The organism is Ruminococcus sp. AF17-22AC, assembly GCF_003460065.1.
Lineage (GTDB): Bacteria > Bacillota > Clostridia > Lachnospirales > Lachnospiraceae > Blautia_A.
Map to the genome: position 1 here is coordinate 18,388 of NZ_QRXT01000017.1, position 17,032 is coordinate 35,419.

A 17,032-nucleotide genomic window follows, 5' to 3' on the forward strand; every position below is an offset into this window, starting at 1 on the left:
CTGTAAAATGTAACAGGGTGAATGAAAATGGCAAAAAGACCCGTACCATTGTACGACTTTAAGGCTTTCGGGGCAGCTATAAAAGCCGCGAGAAATGAATACGGCGAGAGCCGCAAAAAGGTAAGCGACGAGTTATATATTTCCCCGCGCTACCTTGCGAATATCGAGAACAAGGGACAACAGCCGAGTTTACAGGTATTCTATGACCTTGTAACCCGGTATCATATTTCGGTAGATCAATTTTTCTTCCCGAACAGCAATGCGGAGAAATCCACCGGGCGGCGGCAGCTTGACGCGCTGCTGGACGGTATGAGCGATAAAGGCATACGGATTGTAACCGCAACAGCAAGGGAGATACAAAGCGTCAAAGGGCGTCGGCGTGGCGAGGGTTTCGGAAAATCCGTATTGTTGGGAGCCGTCAGCCGTAGCTGCTATTCTGGAAAATGTGGCGTATATCGGCTGTACGGAGAGCTTCAAATCCACCCGTTTGGGCTTTAAAAGCAAGAAGCGTATACTCATCTACCCAATACCGCGTTTTTCTTGGCATGGTATCTTGCGGGACACGAAAAGCCATATCCCCAAATCTATATCCAACCCAAGCTTTATTCTCTTTAATATACGGAAATATTTCTTTATAAGTAATAGCATTTTGATTACCAATTAATAAATACTTCTTATCATACTTTACCAACAAAGAAAATAGTTCTGAAAATAAACTAAACGGTGGATTTGTACAACAGATATCACATTCTTTTAAATACTCGATACACTCTTGCGAACGAAAATCACCATTTCCAGATAGTTTTCTTACAACATTCTTTTTCTGTAATACATTTTTAATAACATTATCCGGTACTTCTTCTTCATGCTCTCCTGGTATTTGTGTAATAGTTAATACATATCCATGTTTGTTGTTAATAACTGGATTGCCATCCGCATCCAAAAGATCTAATGTTAATTGACCATTGACTAACTGATCTATTTTGGATCCAGAATAAGATGTACATATCAGTTTTTTGAGTTTTAATTGATTAAAATGTCGCAAAAAATAATAGCAAAAATTTGATTCAAACGGATCATCACAATTACAAAGTACCACCTTGTCTATAAACTGATTTTTATAATGAGATAATTCTTCAGCTATCGTTTCATATGTAGTATACCATTCATCCGTGTTATCTGCAGAATATTTTGCGTTATTTAATATTGAATTTCCTGTTTTATTTATAGTTATAATTTCTTGATCTTTGCCGTTGATCATTTGCTTGATTCTCCCCTGCATGAATTTCTCATTTGTCTTGATTAGATTCTAATTCTTTTAATTTCTTTTTCATTTCTTCATATTCATCGAAATAAGAAATTAATGCTCTTTCAACAGCAACCGTTTTTGTATGTCCTGCATCTTTACAAAAATTTTCTAATCGCTCATAAATAGGAGTTTCAATACATACATTAAGGTATGTTCCATTCTTTTTTGGTCTTGCCATTTTTTTCTCCCTGCATTTAATACTATTACATGAATTTTCCTCAAATAATTGTACCACTGAAAACTACTTAAATCAACTATTCACTACTTGTTATCAAATATATAAAAGATAAAATCAGGTTTTGTACTACTAAATGATTTTAAACAAAATAAGGCCCAAAAGGGAACTTTCCCTTTTGAGCCTATACACTTTATCAGCTAACATATTTTGCTTTCATTTTTCCTCATGGTCATGAGGCTTTTTTCTCTTAAATCGCATTCTATGAATCCTTTGATTGTTCCTTCTGTTCTTCAATAATTCGTTCTGTTGCTTTATGAATTCTGTCCTTAGAATAGGGTGGTCTTAAATTCAATGACAACCGGCCCTTTTTGATTATATACGTTTCACTGCCATCCTCCGAAGATCCTTTCAACCAGCAATCATCCGGATACTTCTCAGCGAATGCCCGTAACCGTTTCTGCAAGCTCTGATTGAAGGTATACACATCATAGAATCCGTCATCTTCATTGGTCAGAATAATCGTTTCTTTTTCACACTTTAACCTTCGCATATTCTACCCCCGCTTTCTTTCCATTTCCTGATCCAGGTATTTGGGTATCGGTTTTCCGGACCGGCGAGCAATGGCAATCTGTTTCTGATGCAGACGTTTGATCACGGATCTTCGTTTCTTAGATTTTCCATCCTGTTGATTTCGGGAGGTCTGATTGTTGCTGCTAGCATCAGAGGTCTTTTCCTGATTCTTCTTCTGATTATTCACCAGACCGTCCACCATATCATAATTGGCTTCGGTACCAGATTCTCTGCTTCGTTCATAAGTGCCGTTCTGGTAGAATTTCTGGTAATGTTCCAGACGGATTTTACCATCTTGTTTTAGCTGTTCGACCGGATTTAGCGGTACTTGCTGTTGGATGTAATCATGAATCTTTTGTTTTGTCTTTTCATCGAATTTCTTACATTCTTCGACAACCATTTTTCCATAGGCATCCAGGATAACACCCTGGGCCTGATCTCGGTATACCTGATGTTCCATCAAATAAAACTGTTTTCCATCAATAATGATGGTGTCTGTGGCAATCCAGTTTCCTTTTTTCCCATCGATCTGATAATTCTCAGTTTCCATAGTGATCAGTGCACCGGATGTATTGATACGAATGAATCCGGCCAGATACTGTGGATAGTTTTCATCTACATAGTAGCAACTGATTTCTCCGTTCTTGTTCAATACGAGCACGTCACTGACTTCGCATTGCTTTTTCATTCGTTTCCAGATGTCAGCGACTTTTTCATTTTCCTGCATTTCATGAATCGAGACTAATCGGTAATTTTCGACAGTAATCGACACATTCTGCTGTCTTGCCTCTTGATATGGCAGATGCCACAGTGCTTTTCCTGCTGTCTGCTGATCTACTCGGTAGACTGCAAATTGATTAAGCTTCATAGGCATCGTTCTCCAAGTTATTCAGATAATAATTCAGATCCAGAGAATAGTAGTATTTGTCTTCGATCTGCTGTAATTTTCCAACTGTAGAATTGATGATCTCAATCATTTCATCATTCTCAGGATCACTTTCTTCCTGTTCCATAACTTCCAAAGCTTCTTTCAGTGTTTGGATTGTTTCTTCCTTTGTGTGCTGCTGGAAGATAGCAGTAATAGTCAGTTCGTTTTCTTCCAGGTTTACATTTCTCATAGGCTCATTTCCCCCCTTTTCTTTTTCGGTATTGGTTTCATCTGTATATTCAGCTCCTTCTCGTTTTTTTCTTTGCTTATATTTTTTTCGTTATCCACTTTCTTATTGGATTCCAGAGGATTTTCCACATTTGGATGTCTTTCTTCCAAGTACTTTTCCACACGACTGATTGCATTTTGCACATAAGAATTTTCTCTAAATCCAGGAATCGAATTCAAAAATTCTTTCTGTATTTTTCCTTCGATCATCAGACTCTGCATTCCTTCATAATCACTTCCGTCTTTCAGATCAAAGCCAACACATTTCAGTCCATGCATACGTTCTGATGGGATTTTCTCATAAGCTTCCAAGGCTTCCGGTAATGTCAGGTCATAATGTACTTCACCCATCACAGGAAATTCAGCACATTCAGCCGCATAAAAGCTGATACATGTAAGATCATTTTCATAATCCACATTTTCTATTTCCGGGACAATATCGAGTATTTTTTCTCTTTGTACTGCAAAGTCTGGAAGTTCTGCAAATCCAAATCGATCCACGTAATATGCCTGCATATCCCCACCACGGTTTGTAATGATAACATCACTAACCGACATAGAATGTGCTTTATAATCTGCCGGTGGATTATCGTTGAATACGGCATACAAATCATCCAGCTTTTCATTTTCATGTAATCTGCCAGAATAGACACATTTATAATTTGCTGCATCGATTGTAATTCCATCTTCTTTGACCATTGCCATATTCATAAATAAATGTTGTTTTCCAGGTGTGTCTTCATCCACGTGGTAAATCGCATAGCGGTCACCATTACCTCTGAACATTTCTTCCTCTAGGGTATAATCAAACTTAAATGGATACAAAGCCCGATCAACTCTTTCCGAAATATCCGTTCCTTCTGCAATCGTATCTTCCAGCCAGTCTTTGATATCTCCCCATGATTCAAACTGCAAGTATCCGGCAATTTCATGTGTCCCATCCGGCGCCAGTACAATATGTCCCGGTTCGCTTTCCCGATAATCATAGCGGTATCCGGCTGCTTCCAGTGCATCTACCAGAATGCCGTATTTATCATGTAATTCTGTTTTCTGTTTTTCTTCAAGAATGATTTCCAGCTCTTCTGTAAGCTGATCGATCATTTCACCGGCTGTCTTGCGGATCACATCCATAGATGCTTTCATTTCTTTCATTTCCCGGCTGCTGCTCCAACCTGCAATGTAAGGGAAACTATAATCCGATGTATCCAAACCAAAGGAAGAACACACACAGTAAGCAACGGATTCAGCCTCAACCTCTTTTGTCAATCGGTCTTTTTCTACACCAAGGCTTTCCATGATCTCCCTGTCATGCAATTTTGCATGGACTGTTTCATGAATAGCAGTCTTTAAGGTCTGGCTTTCACTGAGTCCTTTTTTGATCACAATTTCCTTATCTGCATTATGATAATATCCATTGGCATTGCCATCGATCTCATCGAATCGTATCGGCACTGGGGATATTTTCTGAATAGCCTGCATGAAAGAATCAAAATCCTGTACAGCTGCAGTCAATAATTCCGGTGCCAGTGTCTGGATTGGTTCCCCGGATGTCTGAGCAATATCAAAGACGGTAACTGCTTTAAAATGCGGAACCGTAACTTCCACCTGTTCAGTCTTAGGTTTTCCATCGGTTCCCATGATCGGTCGCTGATTTTCATCCAGAACCTCTTTTTCCTTCATTTTCTTATATGGTGCCGGTGCAATGATTGTAATTCCTTTTTCACCTTTCATGACCTGTCTACCCATGGACTGCCAGTTTTTGTAGCTGGTAACAAGTGTGGCATCCGGTCGCTGCATAGCGATCAGCATTGTATTGTTAAAGGAATAATTGTGAAACTTTGCCATGGTTTTAAGAAATTCCTGATAGCGGTTACTTGTAAATAGTTCTTCCACACCGGATTCCAGTGACTGCATAATGCTGTCCATATCTTTTCCCTGGACCGGCAGTGGAATAGTAGTAGTTTTGTTTTGTTCTGTCATAATACTCCTTTCCAAAAACGCCCTACGACATTGTGTTTATGCCGCAGGGCTTTTTATTAGTTGACGAGATGATTATTTTTTATTAGAGTTCCATATCGTGCTTCTTTGTTTTCGGTTTCTGATCCGGCTGTTCTTTTCCAACTTTCTCTGTTTTTGCAACCTGCGCTTCTTTTTCTTTCTGACGTTCTGTGAACCTGTCTGCCTTTTCAAAGACGTGATCCTTTGTGTCAAAGTGATATACATCATTGGTAAGGCGTTCTGCTGGTGCTACCTGAGTGGCATTAACTTCTTTTACCATATCTCTTAACATTTCCGCATCCACTTGCCCGTCATCCGGCAAGATCAGCATTTGATGGATGGATGATGGCAAAATGAAGAAATCATTTCCCAGAAGTTCCCCCATGTTATCCATGAATTCCGGATAAAAGATCACACCGGCTCCATCAATTCTTTCTGTATTTGTAACAACAAAGAATGTCGGCATCTCGCTTGACTCCTGCAATGTTTCTAGCAGCATTTCACGTTCATCTGGTGTCAGCATGAGAATATTTTTCTGATATATTTCATCTATCAGTACACCTATACTTGATACCTCTGGGACCATGACACGCGGTGAACTTTTCATAGCGTCTTCATGAATCTGCTCCTGTGTCACTCCATATTCCTTCATCATTTCATTTGTAATCAGCATGGAACTTAATCCATCCTGATTCTTGCCTACTGCCACATGATAGGTAATTGCAAGATCTTCCTTTAGCTGGTGTGGCACAATTTCGAGGACTTCCTTATTTGCTTCGGCTGATGACACACGGATAAACAGCTTGTCCTTCACATCTTCATAGTTTAAAATAGCTTTCAGATCAACCTGTATCGGTGCCTCAATAACTATATCTGCAATCTTTCTGCATACAGTTTCCATTGTTACGCCAGGCTGTGCTTTATATGCTTCATACAGCTGGTTAAGATTGATCGTCGGGGTAAGCATCTCACCTTCTTTTCTCACCATCAGTCCCGTATAGGCACGGTTCAGTTTATGACACTCCATCGTTGATACTTCTGCATTCTCATAATCCCTTGGTAAAAAGAGTTTGATATTGTCCTTTACTTCATTTACAAATTCATTAAAATTCATTCTTCGTTTCCTCCTCTAATCTGTTTTCTTATTTCTTTTTGCTTTTGTTTTTTGGTTTCTTTTTGGGAAAGGATAAAGAAAAATTCACCCTTCCGGTTTCATCTGCATCCATATGAAGATCTGCCTCAAAGTACATATTCTTCTTTCTGGAATACAGGTCTTTTACATGCACACATCCACTTTTCAGAAGTTCTGCAGCCATCTTTTTATCCATGGTTTTTTCCATGCTCTGCAGATAGCGGTTATCTTTCCAGAGAGCAAAGTGACAATCGTGGTTGCTACAATAGAAGTTGGTTTTGCTTTCATATACCAGGCTTCCACATACCGGACATGTTCCAATGCTTTCTCTGGTCTGAAATCTTCTTGTTTCTTCTTCGGAAATCGCATCGCATCCATTCAGCATCATGGTCAGCATGTTTTTGATCCCGGTCATAAACTGTTCCGGTGCAATCTCTCCATGCTCCATCAAGAGCAGCTGATTTTCCCATTCTGCAGTCATACTTGCAGATTTCAGAAAGTCTGGCAGGATCTCCACAAGGACTTTTCCATCATCTGTTGGAAGGATCTGTTTCCCTTTTCGGGTGGCATACTGGGAATAGATCAGTTTTTCGATGATACCAGCTCTTGTTGCCGGAGTTCCTAATCCTTTCTTTTCTGTGTCTTCATCGAATTCCTTATTTCCAGCAGTTTCCATTGCTGCAAGGAGAGTATCTTCACTGTATGGTTTTGGTGGCGATGTAAAATGTTCTGTCTTTTCTGCAGCTACAGCATAGAAAGTCTGTCCCTGGGTTACTTTCGGCATCCTCTCTTTCATTTCCTGATCTGGATCTACGATTGCCATGCGATCCTTATTCTTGAAGCAGTTTTCAAAGAGTTTCCATCCATCCTGCAACACAGTTCTTCCTTTTGCTTTGAAGATTTCTCCCTGGCATTCCACTTCAATCTCTGTTTCCTGGTAAATGTGATCCTTACTCATTGCCATGACCGTATGGACTGCAATCAGGAACAGAATCTTTTCTTCCCAGGATTTCAGTTCATCCAGATGGCTGGATGCAAGCTCCATCGTTGGGATGATTGCATGGTGATCTGTCACTTTGCTGTTATTCATGACTTTCTTCACATCTGGCTGCTCCGGCTGATCAAACGGACCTGTCAGCTGATATTTCTCATAAATCTGACGAACCACATTTCTTGCGGTCTGTTCCATATCTTCTGTCAGATACTGGCTGTCTGTTCTTGGATAAGTGATCAGTTTCTTTTCGTACAGGCTCTGAGCGGTATCCAGTGTCTGTTTGGCTGTCATTCCATAGATACGGTTTGCTTCTCTCTGCAGTGTGGTCAGGTCATAAAGCTTTATCTGAATACTGGATACCTGCAACAAGCACTGCATAGATTGCAACGCATACCATCATCAGAAATGCCTGGAAAGCCAGGGCAAAGAGTCCTCTGAAATAATTCGTGCCGATCTGTCCCCATTCTCTGTTACTCATAGTTGCGAATGGAATCGGCGCAACTGAGGTATATAGGTAAATCTCTATCATACGTCCATACATGATCACTGTGATCAGTACAGACAGGATTCTCATACAGAAGCCGGCGATAAGGGTTTCCAGCGCCAATACAACAAGTTCTCCGATTTCCATACTTTCCAGGGTTGCGGAAAGATCCGTCAATGCCGAAGAAATATCAATGGCGGTACTTCCGCTGATAACACCGGCCGCAGAATTAACTACGTGCTGGCCCACATCGAATACCGCCATTGTGATCGTAAATGTGTTACTCACCAGATATACAGCGATCCACATTTTTACGAAGTACTTGAAAAACATCCAGGTATCAATATCATGCATGTTGTTGCGCTCGGTCAGCATAGAAATCAATTCGTAGCAGAGTACGAGTGTGATAATAATGCCTGCGATCGGCATGATCACGGAATCCGATAAGTTCCGGATCATACTGAATATGCTGCCGTTCCACCCTTGCGGGGTCTGTCCAACCTGGGTAGCGATCTCACCAGTCTTTTGATTGACATCAGTAAACATCGTGTCCAGGTTGGAAGTGATCATCCCGGTTAAGAGTTCCCTCATCCATTCCTCAATCGCATCAAAAATCTGACTGAACATGGATCTCTACTCCTTTCTCTTAACCAAATAATCCACTCAGAAGCGGGATCAGCTGTGTTCCGATCAGGATAACACCACCACCGCTCATCAGCTGTTTCATCCCCAATTAGGTGTAAAAACTCTGCTCGATGGCGGGCGGCGGCGTACAAAAAATCTATATGGTGTTGTTAAGAGAACCGTCCCGGCGGGACAGGTCAGGCAGTGACCTGTTCCACCTCCGGGATGGGTTTGAGATTAAAATGAATTTCGATAGAAATGTGTCTTGTTTTATCTTCGTCAATGCGCTCATGCACAACGATTTCTTTGATTAAGCGGTTGAGGGTGGCTGCGTCCAGCTCTGTGATGTTGGCGTATTCCTGAATGGCTTCCACCCATTGTTTTGCATCATTGGCAAGCTGGACTTCATCGGACAGCCGCTTTCTGCCCTCGGACACTTTTGTTTTAAGCTCCGTCTGCTCGGTCTGTGTCTTTTCCAGCATGGTGTTGAAATTCTGCTCACTGATACGCCCTGCAATCATATCCTCATAAAGCCGCATGACCATTTTGTCCAGAACCTCAATCCGTTCCTCGTCCCTTGTAAGGGAGCGTTCCATTGCTTACTACAGACAGCTCATTCTATTCTGTTATGATCCCTGATTCATCATCTTTCGGGAATACGTCCGCATTCCAATATGGTCATCCACATGCTTTGCTACGATATCCATTGCGATCTTAGCAAGATACAGATTGGTTCCCACACCTGCAGTTGCAGTGATGCCAGTTTCCTCCATGACTGCCTGCATAAGCTTTACCGCCATTTCTTTTGCAGTGAGATGATAAAGCTGTAGATAGTTTGTCACATCAATAAAACATTCATCGACACTGTACACATGGATATCTTCTTTTGAGACATACCGCAGATAGATTCCATAGATTTTTGCGGAATAATCCATGTACAGCTGCATCCTCGGCATGGCTGTAATGTACTTCACACAATCCGGTATCTCATGGATCCGGCACCGGTTCTTGATGCCAAGAGACTTCATAGCCGGAGTGATTGCCAGGCAGATTGTTGACTTTGATCTGGTCGGATCTGCAACCACCAGGTTTGTTTTAAATGGATTCAGCCCACGTTCTACGCATTCTACAGAAGCATAAAAGGACTTCAGATCAATACAGATAATAGAAGTCTGATCCTGACTCACATTGCCACCTCCCATACGTCTTTCCTCTTTTTGTAACATGTATCCCATTTTGACTATCAATGATTGTCTATCCTTCCTGCTTTCATTGAATTACAGGAAATTCATTTCACATATCCATTGACAAAAGAGGAAATATTGTGTATCTTATAGGAAAGATGTTTCCCTTATCTGTGATTCACATTATAGGAGAGATATTTCCCTTTGTCAAGATTAATTTTTAATTTTTAGGAGACACATTTCCCGTTTTGCCTTGAGGCGGCTAATGAAACTTATAAGACAAGGCTTAGAAAGAGGTATGTTTATGACATTCGGTGAAAAAGTAAGATCATTAAGAAAAGAAAAAAAGATGAGTCAGCAGGAACTGGCCAGTATGGTTGGTGTTTCATATAGGACCATTCGATCCTGGGAAGTAGAAGGACGTTTTCCAAAACAAAATGTTCTGTATCAGAAACTGGCAGATGCATTACAGTGTGACGTTTCTTATCTCATGAGTGAAGATGAAGCTTTTATCACAGAAGCATCCGAACAGTTTGGAAACCGTGGTGCCAAACAGGCTCAGCAGATTCTGGAACAGGCTGCAGCTATGTTTGCCGGTGGATCACTGACTGACGAAGATAAAATAGCTTTTATGGATGAGATCCAGAGCCTTTATCTTGATTCCAAAAGACGTGCAAAGAAATTTACACCGAAAAAATATCTGAAAAACCAAGAGGAAAAATAATAGAAGGCGGGATTATTGTACACCTAATCTGTTACCTTATAGTTACAAGGATATTTCTGCCCTTTTTATTTTTACTTTTGAGGTGATTTATTTGAGAAACACTTACATATATACAGAAACAAAGAAATTAATCAAGAAATATGGCACCAGGGATCCCTTTGAGATCATGGATCAGATGAACATTGTTGTCGGGGAAACTTCCAGATATAAGACACTGAAAGGATACTGTTTTATGAGCTGTAAGACGATTTATGTCATGATCAGCAGTTTCCTTTCTGAAGAAGAAAAGATGATTGTTGCCGCCCATGAATTAGGGCATATCATCCTGCATCGTTCCCAGCTGAAAATGGCTCCAATGCAAGATGATACACTCTATAATATGACGGATAATACAGAATACCAGGCCAATCTGTTTGCTGCCGATCTTCTGATTGATGATGAGGAGATCGAAGATATGGTTCAGAACGAAGACCTGGATTATTTCGGACTCTGCAGCTCTTTGAATGCGACTCCGGAACTCATGAGCTTTAAACTATACAGCCTGACAAAACGAGGCCAGGCTTATCATATGCCGATGGAGATACAGAGTAATTTTCTGGCGAAATAATAGCGGATAAGATTATTCTACAATAGAAAAACTATAGATTTATCTCACTGAAAGGAGGATCATTTATGTCAAGACATCATATAGAAAAGGTAACTTGTCCTTCCTGCCATCATGAGGGAGATTTTGAGCTCTGGGACAGTATTAATACTGCACTGGATCCTGAAATGAAAGAGAAGGTACTTAATCAATCTATTTTCCTTTATACCTGCCCGAGCTGTGGAGAGACCTTTCGTTTAAACTACTCCACACTCTATCACCAGATGGAAGATCTTGTCATGATTTATCTGGTTCCTGAATCAGAAGTAAAGAAGACATATGAAATATTTTATGAAAAAAATGCTTTGGCTGATTATCGTACCGAAAAGTACTTATACCGGATTGTGACATCAGCAAATCAGCTCGTTGAAAAGATCCAGATCTTTGATGCAGGTAAAGATGACAGGGTAATGGAACTTGTTAAATTACTTGCGACAGATTCTATTCTCAAAAATGATCCCGATATAGAATTTGATGAACTGCGCTTTGCTGTCGACGACGACGGAACAAATATTCTTGTAATCATTAATAAGGGTGAGATTACTGGTGCAGTTGACATTGACAATATGTATGAATTTGCTTCTTCACACTGCAATGATTTCAAGGATCTCCGCGATGATGATGAAATAGTTATCAATAGGGAGTGGATCCTTAACAAACTTGCCGAAGCAGAAAACGAATAGTATATTTGGTGGCTACACCCCCAAGCCCCTGTGGAATCAATAACGCCGGTACTGGATATCAAAATCCCGCACCGGCGTTATTGATTAAAATATTTTGTTTTTTAATCTTCAACACTCTCTACTGAAACTTCTTTTTTCTTCCTACTTTTACCAGAAATCATCTTGTGTCCTGTATAAATAGCCATAATCATGCAAAGCAAAGAACTTGCTGCAAAGTACTTATGGCCTTCTTTTGATCCCTTATAACCTGTATAAAAAGTTCCAAGCATTGTAATCAGTGCACCGATAGACCAATATTTATGTGATTTCATTCAGATACCTCCTGCCGTTTTTCTTAATCATATACCTTTTAAAAGATATATACAAACTGGTATTTTGAATCAATCGACAAGCAGCTCGGATCTTCCACTATAAATTCATACCTTCAGCAAATAGGATATGGCAATAAAAATATATCCGGAGATTTCTCTTCCTACTGGATGCAGTCATCCTTAAAGATTTCACCAGTAGAACAAGTTGAACTTTTGAAAAATTTATATCGAAACAACTTCAACTTTACTCCTGCTAATATTCATGCCGTCAAAAATTCCATCCATCTTACCGCCTCTGAAAATGGAGAATTTATGGAAAAACCGGAACCGGACGAGTGAACGGGCAGGATATAAATGGCTGGTTTATAGGTTTTATAGAAAGCCAAAATAATACATACTTTTTCTCCACAAATATTCAAAGCGAACAACGTGCAACTGGTAGTAAAGCATCAGATGGTGCTTTATCTACTCGTATTGATTCGTCACATAAATATAAGCATCTTCCAACGTTGCAGGAATTGACATACACTCCAATTCTGGCTGTATTTCAGAAATCACTCTTAACTGCAATCCCCCCTCAACATACTGTTTAGATGTAATACGATACTTCTGTTCCACTTCTCTTGCTTTTCTCTCATCAGGTACTTTGCAAATCCAGATTTTCCCCTGTGCTTCTTCTGTCAAATTCTTCATAGAACCCGTATACAGAAATCGACCTTTATGCATAATTGCAAGCTGATTGCAGGTGGCAGCTAAGTCTTCTACCACATGAGTTGAAAACAAAACCGTTCTGTTTTCAGAAAAATCTACTAACAAATTGCGGATGCGAATACGTTCCTCCGGATCTAAACCGGTAGTTGGCTCATCCACAATTAAAAATTCCGGTTCATTTAAAAGCGCCTGCACCAATCCTACCCGTCGCTTCATACCGCCTGATAACTGCTTCATTTTCTTCTTACGATGTTCTATAAGACTGGTCTTTTTCAAATAATAATCTATCCGCTTTCTACATTCTGCTTTCGGAACACCTGCCAGATCTCCCATATACTCCAAACACTCCTGAACCGTCAAATTAGGATACAGTTCAATTTCCTGTGGTAAATACCCTATCTTTCTTTGGATTTTTTCATAGTTTCCTTCGCTATACAAAATTCCGTCTAATGTAACCATTCCGTTTGTAGGTTTAAGCACAGTGGTCAAAACTCTCATCAAAGTTGTCTTTCCCGCTCCATTTTCTCCCAATAGTCCAAATATCCCATTTGGTATATCTAAATCTGCATGGTCGATTGCTGTGACACTATTCTTAAATCTTACCGTTAAATCCTCAATATGAATACTCATAAATTTACCCTCTCTTTCTTACGATCTTCGGCAATGCCAGTAACAAAATCAGTCCGATACAAATACACAAGCCTTTCCCATACAGCCATGTAATATCGGCAGTATTTTCTATATCTCTAAAAGAATAAGAAAACAGATTCCATGCTCCAAAAAGTTTATCTCCACCTGTGGAATTTGTTGCTACCCATATCAAAAGACTGCTTCCAATTCCCATCCACATATTGCGAAAAAGCATAGACAATGTATTAGCCAATATTCCCCAAAAGAAAATAGTTACTACAATCGCCCCAAAACAGGTAATAAACTGAAGTATTTCACTTTCTGTTACTGGATGTGTAATTGGTTTCTGAAACGCAAAAAACAATCCATATCCAAGAACAGCGAGCAGCAGCAAAAAAGTTCCCTGTATCATCAGTCTCTGTATAATAGAATAGATTCTCTTTTTTATCTGATACAGTCTCTGAACTTCGGAACGGTTGCTTGTAATTTCCTGCACATAAGTATCTGCACAAAAAACAGCAGTCAATATCGCAAAAGGCGGCTCTATGGATAGTCCTATTTCATACGTGAAAACAACTGCACGAATCACACTTAAAATTACAACAAAGGATACTGCATAAGCAATTTTATAAAATGGCAGAACAATCTTCATTTCCTTCTTCATTTATATTCGCCTCCGCTTCCAAATCTGTATCGAAATCAGTATAATTACTACCGATACAATAATAAGAAAACTTTGATTTAAGAGCGCCATCGGGGGCGGTGTCGTATCAAAAAGCTGCCCCGGAAATCGTACCATGATTGCCAAAGGTTTGCCCCAATATCCGTAAACTCCCTCTGCATTAGTTCCGCCCAAATTGGAATACACCATATAAAGAATCAAAAGTGGTACACCAGGAAGTGGATTTTTAAATATGAGTGAAATCAATGTATATATACTCACAATCATCAGCATATTAGGCAATATATAAAGTACCGTAGAAGCCACAAAATCCCATAGTCGCACTTCAAATCCACTATCCTTTGTATAGATGCGGCACAATACCCAAAACAGTATATTCAAAATAGTTAGCACAAGCAAACAAATTGCAAATCCTGCACTCACTTTTCCCATTACATACTTCCCGGCAGTCACAGGCTTTGTATGCAACAATTCATAAGTATGCTTTTTTGTATCTTGTAAAAATAAAACCGCCAACATAATAATTGCAAAAAACACCATATACAGACCCGCAAAATCAGCAAATTTTCTTGCGTAATAAAAAGAAAATGTCTTATCTTCCAATTTTTTATCTAGATATGCGTTGATTTCTTCTGCCGTTCCCTTATAATACGTACTGTCCTCGTATAAATACCTTGCCCCGTACCAGTTATATTCCTGCTCCAAATACGCATAGGCCTCTTTTAAATTCATGCTTTCCAGCTTTTCAATGACATTCTGTGCTTCTGAATCCGTCAATCCAAACACATCCGTTAATTTTATTTTTATCTTTTCATGCCATACCTCTCTGTGCTTTTCAGGCGTGGCTGGAATATAGCCCTCATACACTTCTCCTTCAACCGAAGTGTTGGACTGATCATTGATGATTTCCTCCCCCGTTGTAAGATAATGTGTGGTTAAATATGGACTTGTCGCATTAAACACACCATAAATCACAAGCAGAACACCTACCCAAAATAACGGTCGCTTTAGATAATTCCTAATCTCTCTTTTAAAAATAGCAATCATACGTATTCCTCCTTTCCTTCGTTATAGACATCATAAAATATAAATCACAACAAAAAGACAACAGCATAAAAAAATCGGACCGCTCATGCAATCCGATGAAATACTGCTGTTATTACAGCTCCACTCTGTTTTTCATTTTCTATCAGTAACTGACCACCATGCTTTTCACAATACAATCTGCTGATATACATGCCCATTCCTGAATGTTTCAAACTGTCTTTCACATTTTGCTGATAAAAAAGCTCTGTTGCCTTTTGCTTATCTATTGTAAATCCCACTCCATCATCCTTTATTCTGATCTGTAATTCAGAACAGGTAAGAAACACTTCCATTTCCACTTTTGTCTTGGCGTAACGAAAGGCATTTGACAAAAGGTTTTCTATAACCTCTAAAATCACTTCCTTATCTCCTGAAAATTTTTCTTCTGTTTCCGAACATTCTAATTCATATAGCTTTCCAAATTTTTTCCTAAACACGTTCATCTCTGCCCGTACGTCTATTTCTACCTGTTTACTGGTAATTTCTTCTGCTACTAACTCCCTTGTATCTAAACTGCTCATCTTTCGCATAGTTTCCACAAAGATATCCATACGTTCAATCTGTTTTTTGCTTTCATTTACCATTTCTAAGGCTTGCTCCATATTTATCTCTTTCTTCGGAAGATATTCTGAAAGCATTTCCTGATACCCCTCCAGCACAGAGAGCGGAGAACGTATATCATGTGCAATGGCAGCCCGCAAAGCCTTTTCTTCCTCAAGCATTTTCCATAACTGTTGATTATTCTCTGCCAGCTGTCCTCTCATTCGTTCAAACTCTTTGCACAATCCGCCCATCTCATCTTCATTTTCATAAGTGATATGGAAATCTAAATTATTTCGACCAACTTGTCGGGAAGCCAGTTCTAATTCTTCGATAGGGCATTTCAGTTTATGCTTATAAAAAAGAAATACCGCTATAATACTCCCTGCAACAGATACGATAAGCACTGTAAATGTCTGAAGAAAATCACATATTTCCGATACATGATAATCAAATTCTTTCATTTCATAAGAATGTGGTCTCGGAACATCTGGCAAATACCTTCTACCATCCCCTTCAGCCATTTCAAAATATTCTTCTTGGTCTACATAATTCCACCAAATGTTGTTTTGTACTGTGCTTGCTATTCGCATAATTAGTGCTGAAAGATAAAAACTAATTATTAAACTAATTATCATATACAAAACAATGGTTTTCCTTAACGAAAGATTTTTTATTTTGCCCATTTATATCCCCTCCCCCATACCGTTGCAATATATTCGTGTTCCGAATACATTTTCATTTTCTTGCGGATTCTGCGAATCAACTCCGTAACCACCCGGCTGTCCCCTTCTGCATCATATCCGCCAATCTTCTCATAGATTCGTTCTTTATCAAATACCATTTCAGGGTTCATAGACAAAAATTCTATGATCTCATACTCTAATTTCGTAAGCTCTAAAGCATTCCCTTTAATATGTACACATTTACTGGCATAGTCAATCACTAATTCTCCATAAAACCTTTGTTCTTTTTTCCTATGTAAACGTTCTTCACGTTTCAAATGGGCAATAATTCTAGCATCTAATTCTTTCAAACTGAATGGTTTTAAAACATAATCATCACCACCAGACAACAATCCCATTACTCGATCCTGTTCTTCTACTTTTGCAGTCAAAAAAATAATCGGACAGGAAACCATATCTCTGATTCTTCTGCACACTTCAATTCCGTCCATTCCCGGCATATTTACGTCCAATAAAATAATATCGGGATTTGCACTTATCTTTTCCATTGCTTCTATGCCATTTTCTGCAATCATTACCGTATAATTCTTCAATGTAAAGTATTGATTCAGCATTTTTAGCAATTCTCTATCATCATCAACCATTAAAATTTTATAGTTCATAAATTTCACCTCTGGCTCTAATGTTATCTTTTCCTTATAGTATAG

19 protein-coding genes and 5 pseudogenes are annotated in these 17,032 nt (G+C 39.3%); 6 read left to right on the forward strand and 18 right to left on the reverse strand.

The window, feature by feature from the left end; all coding sequences use genetic code 11:
• Positions 1–27: 27 nt before the first annotated feature.
• Positions 28–369, forward strand: a pseudogene (locus DWW86_RS16200) (helix-turn-helix domain-containing protein); the annotation flags it as partial.
• Positions 370–418: 49 nt separating this feature from the next.
• Here DWW86_RS16200 and DWW86_RS16205 read toward each other — a convergent pair.
• The 12 genes and pseudogenes from DWW86_RS16205 to DWW86_RS16260 form a co-directional block, all read right to left on the reverse strand.
• Positions 419–1,261: an adenine-specific methyltransferase EcoRI family protein gene (locus DWW86_RS16205; RefSeq protein WP_117944031.1), complete on the reverse strand. Its 843-nt coding sequence runs from the start codon at positions 1,259–1,261 to the stop codon at positions 419–421.
• A gap of 28 nt (positions 1,262–1,289) precedes the next feature.
• Positions 1,290–1,487, reverse strand: a complete 198-nt coding sequence (locus DWW86_RS16210) for a hypothetical protein (RefSeq protein WP_015535391.1) — start codon at positions 1,485–1,487, stop codon at positions 1,290–1,292.
• Between the two features lie 259 nt (positions 1,488–1,746).
• On the reverse strand, positions 1,747–2,037 hold the full coding sequence (locus DWW86_RS16215) for a hypothetical protein (protein ID WP_015535390.1): 291 nt from the start codon (positions 2,035–2,037) through the stop codon (positions 1,747–1,749).
• A 3-nt stretch (positions 2,038–2,040) separates the two neighbouring features.
• Positions 2,041–2,925 carry a YodL domain-containing protein gene (locus DWW86_RS16220; protein ID WP_015535389.1) on the reverse strand — a complete coding sequence of 295 codons (885 nt, stop codon included), beginning with the start codon at positions 2,923–2,925 and terminating at the stop codon, positions 2,041–2,043.
• Positions 2,915–3,175 carry a transposon-transfer assisting family protein gene (locus DWW86_RS16225; protein WP_015535388.1) on the reverse strand — a complete coding sequence of 87 codons (261 nt, stop codon included), beginning with the start codon at positions 3,173–3,175 and terminating at the stop codon, positions 2,915–2,917. Before DWW86_RS16225 ends, DWW86_RS16220 begins: the two co-directional genes overlap by 11 nt.
• A complete protein-coding gene (locus DWW86_RS16230) occupies positions 3,172–5,193 on the reverse strand; it encodes a YodL domain-containing protein (protein WP_117944033.1) in 2,022 nt (673 codons plus the stop codon). The genes DWW86_RS16225 and DWW86_RS16230 overlap by 4 nt, the downstream gene beginning before the upstream one ends.
• Before the next feature lie 82 nt (positions 5,194–5,275).
• Positions 5,276–6,325, reverse strand: coding sequence for a DUF5688 family protein (locus DWW86_RS16235; protein WP_117944035.1), 1,050 nt, complete (start codon positions 6,323–6,325; stop codon positions 5,276–5,278).
• 28 nt (positions 6,326–6,353) lie between these two features.
• On the reverse strand, positions 6,354–7,715 hold the full coding sequence (locus tag DWW86_RS16240) for a DNA topoisomerase (RefSeq protein ID WP_353652730.1): 1,362 nt from the start codon (positions 7,713–7,715) through the stop codon (positions 6,354–6,356).
• A complete protein-coding gene (locus DWW86_RS16245; protein ID WP_502696657.1) occupies positions 7,669–8,448 on the reverse strand; it encodes a VirB6/TrbL-like conjugal transfer protein, CD1112 family in 780 nt (259 codons plus the stop codon). The genes DWW86_RS16240 and DWW86_RS16245 overlap by 47 nt, the downstream gene beginning before the upstream one ends.
• A gap of 19 nt (positions 8,449–8,467) precedes the next feature.
• Positions 8,468–8,551: pseudogene (locus tag DWW86_RS16250) on the reverse strand (Maff2 family mobile element protein); the annotation flags it as partial.
• Positions 8,552–8,642: 91 nt separating this feature from the next.
• A pseudogene (locus DWW86_RS16255) lies at positions 8,643–9,044 on the reverse strand (DUF4368 domain-containing protein); the annotation flags it as partial.
• 66 nt (positions 9,045–9,110) lie between these two features.
• Positions 9,111–9,647: pseudogene (locus tag DWW86_RS16260) on the reverse strand (Y-family DNA polymerase); the annotation flags it as partial.
• Between the two features lie 286 nt (positions 9,648–9,933).
• On the opposite strand from DWW86_RS16260, the gene DWW86_RS16265 reads away from it, so the two are divergent.
• From DWW86_RS16265 to DWW86_RS16275, 3 genes are all read left to right on the forward strand, one after another.
• Positions 9,934–10,353 carry a helix-turn-helix domain-containing protein gene (locus tag DWW86_RS16265; protein WP_040015614.1) on the forward strand — a complete coding sequence of 140 codons (420 nt, stop codon included), beginning with the start codon at positions 9,934–9,936 and terminating at the stop codon, positions 10,351–10,353.
• Positions 10,354–10,444: 91 nt separating this feature from the next.
• The gene (locus tag DWW86_RS16270; protein WP_225876977.1) at positions 10,445–10,960 is read left to right on the forward strand and encodes an ImmA/IrrE family metallo-endopeptidase; all 516 of its coding nucleotides are present in this window, start codon (positions 10,445–10,447) and stop codon (positions 10,958–10,960) included.
• Between the two features lie 65 nt (positions 10,961–11,025).
• Entirely contained in the window at positions 11,026–11,679 is a 654-nt protein-coding gene (locus DWW86_RS16275; RefSeq protein WP_029471597.1) for a CpXC domain-containing protein, read from the forward strand.
• Positions 11,680–11,780: 101 nt separating this feature from the next.
• Here the strand turns inward: DWW86_RS16275 and DWW86_RS16280 are convergent, their stop codons facing one another.
• Positions 11,781–11,990, reverse strand: a complete 210-nt coding sequence (locus DWW86_RS16280; protein ID WP_008392833.1) for a DUF6219 family protein — start codon at positions 11,988–11,990, stop codon at positions 11,781–11,783.
• Between the two features lie 99 nt (positions 11,991–12,089).
• On the opposite strand from DWW86_RS16280, the gene DWW86_RS17635 reads away from it, so the two are divergent.
• Together DWW86_RS17635 and DWW86_RS17640 are read left to right on the forward strand one after the other, a co-directional pair.
• Entirely contained in the window at positions 12,090–12,329 is a 240-nt protein-coding gene (locus tag DWW86_RS17635) for a penicillin-binding transpeptidase domain-containing protein (protein ID WP_333491578.1), read from the forward strand.
• Positions 12,326–12,382: pseudogene (locus DWW86_RS17640) on the forward strand (hypothetical protein); the annotation flags it as partial. The gene DWW86_RS17635 and the pseudogene DWW86_RS17640, both read left to right, overlap by 4 nt.
• 73 nt (positions 12,383–12,455) lie before the next feature.
• On the opposite strand, the gene DWW86_RS16290 reads toward DWW86_RS17640, so the two are convergent.
• The 5 genes from DWW86_RS16290 to DWW86_RS16310 all read right to left on the reverse strand — a co-directional run bounded on the left by DWW86_RS16290 (position 12,456) and on the right by DWW86_RS16310 (position 16,987).
• Positions 12,456–13,331, reverse strand: coding sequence for an ABC transporter ATP-binding protein (locus DWW86_RS16290; RefSeq protein WP_117944037.1), 876 nt, complete (start codon positions 13,329–13,331; stop codon positions 12,456–12,458).
• A 4-nt stretch (positions 13,332–13,335) separates the two neighbouring features.
• The gene (locus tag DWW86_RS16295) at positions 13,336–13,995 is read right to left on the reverse strand and encodes a hypothetical protein (RefSeq protein ID WP_015521696.1); all 660 of its coding nucleotides are present in this window, start codon (positions 13,993–13,995) and stop codon (positions 13,336–13,338) included.
• A complete protein-coding gene (locus tag DWW86_RS16300; protein ID WP_117944039.1) occupies positions 13,996–15,060 on the reverse strand; it encodes an ABC transporter permease in 1,065 nt (354 codons plus the stop codon).
• An 83-nt stretch (positions 15,061–15,143) separates the two neighbouring features.
• A complete protein-coding gene (locus DWW86_RS16305) occupies positions 15,144–16,325 on the reverse strand; it encodes a HAMP domain-containing sensor histidine kinase (protein WP_025580964.1) in 1,182 nt (393 codons plus the stop codon).
• Positions 16,313–16,987 (reverse strand): response regulator transcription factor, encoded by a 675-nt coding sequence (locus DWW86_RS16310; protein WP_025580965.1) that lies wholly within the window; start codon positions 16,985–16,987, stop codon positions 16,313–16,315. Before DWW86_RS16310 ends, DWW86_RS16305 begins: the two co-directional genes overlap by 13 nt.
• Between the last annotated feature and the right edge of the window lie 45 nt (positions 16,988–17,032).

What these genes read in the sequence shown, in the direction of transcription:
- DWW86_RS16205 (WP_117944031.1), bottom strand. Translation starts at nt 1,261, where the DNA reads ATGATCAACGGCAAAGATCAAGAAATTATAACTATAAATAAAACAGGA.
- DWW86_RS16310 (WP_025580965.1), bottom strand. Translation starts at nt 16,987, where the DNA reads ATGAACTATAAAATTTTAATGGTTGATGATGATAGAGAATTGCTAAAA.
- DWW86_RS16290 (WP_117944037.1), bottom strand. Translation starts at nt 13,331, where the DNA reads ATGAGTATTCATATTGAGGATTTAACGGTAAGATTTAAGAATAGTGTC.
- DWW86_RS16280 (WP_008392833.1), bottom strand. Translation starts at nt 11,990, where the DNA reads ATGAAATCACATAAATATTGGTCTATCGGTGCACTGATTACAATGCTT.
- DWW86_RS16240 (WP_353652730.1), bottom strand. Translation starts at nt 7,715, where the DNA reads ATGCAGTGCTTGTTGCAGGTATCCAGTATTCAGATAAAGCTTTATGAC.
- DWW86_RS16215 (WP_015535390.1), bottom strand. Translation starts at nt 2,037, where the DNA reads ATGCGAAGGTTAAAGTGTGAAAAAGAAACGATTATTCTGACCAATGAA.
- DWW86_RS16275 (WP_029471597.1), top strand. Translation starts at nt 11,026, where the DNA reads ATGTCAAGACATCATATAGAAAAGGTAACTTGTCCTTCCTGCCATCAT.
- DWW86_RS16305 (WP_025580964.1), bottom strand. Translation starts at nt 16,325, where the DNA reads ATGGGCAAAATAAAAAATCTTTCGTTAAGGAAAACCATTGTTTTGTAT.
- DWW86_RS16210 (WP_015535391.1), bottom strand. Translation starts at nt 1,487, where the DNA reads ATGGCAAGACCAAAAAAGAATGGAACATACCTTAATGTATGTATTGAA.
- DWW86_RS16225 (WP_015535388.1), bottom strand. Translation starts at nt 3,175, where the DNA reads ATGAGAAATGTAAACCTGGAAGAAAACGAACTGACTATTACTGCTATC.
- DWW86_RS16235 (WP_117944035.1), bottom strand. Translation starts at nt 6,325, where the DNA reads ATGAATTTTAATGAATTTGTAAATGAAGTAAAGGACAATATCAAACTC.
- DWW86_RS16300 (WP_117944039.1), bottom strand. Translation starts at nt 15,060, where the DNA reads ATGATTGCTATTTTTAAAAGAGAGATTAGGAATTATCTAAAGCGACCG.
- DWW86_RS16245 (WP_502696657.1), bottom strand. Translation starts at nt 8,448, where the DNA reads ATGTTCAGTCAGATTTTTGATGCGATTGAGGAATGGATGAGGGAACTC.
- DWW86_RS16220 (WP_015535389.1), bottom strand. Translation starts at nt 2,925, where the DNA reads ATGAAGCTTAATCAATTTGCAGTCTACCGAGTAGATCAGCAGACAGCA.
- DWW86_RS16230 (WP_117944033.1), bottom strand. Translation starts at nt 5,193, where the DNA reads ATGACAGAACAAAACAAAACTACTACTATTCCACTGCCGGTCCAGGGA.
- DWW86_RS16265 (WP_040015614.1), top strand. Translation starts at nt 9,934, where the DNA reads ATGACATTCGGTGAAAAAGTAAGATCATTAAGAAAAGAAAAAAAGATG.
- DWW86_RS16295 (WP_015521696.1), bottom strand. Translation starts at nt 13,995, where the DNA reads ATGAAGAAGGAAATGAAGATTGTTCTGCCATTTTATAAAATTGCTTAT.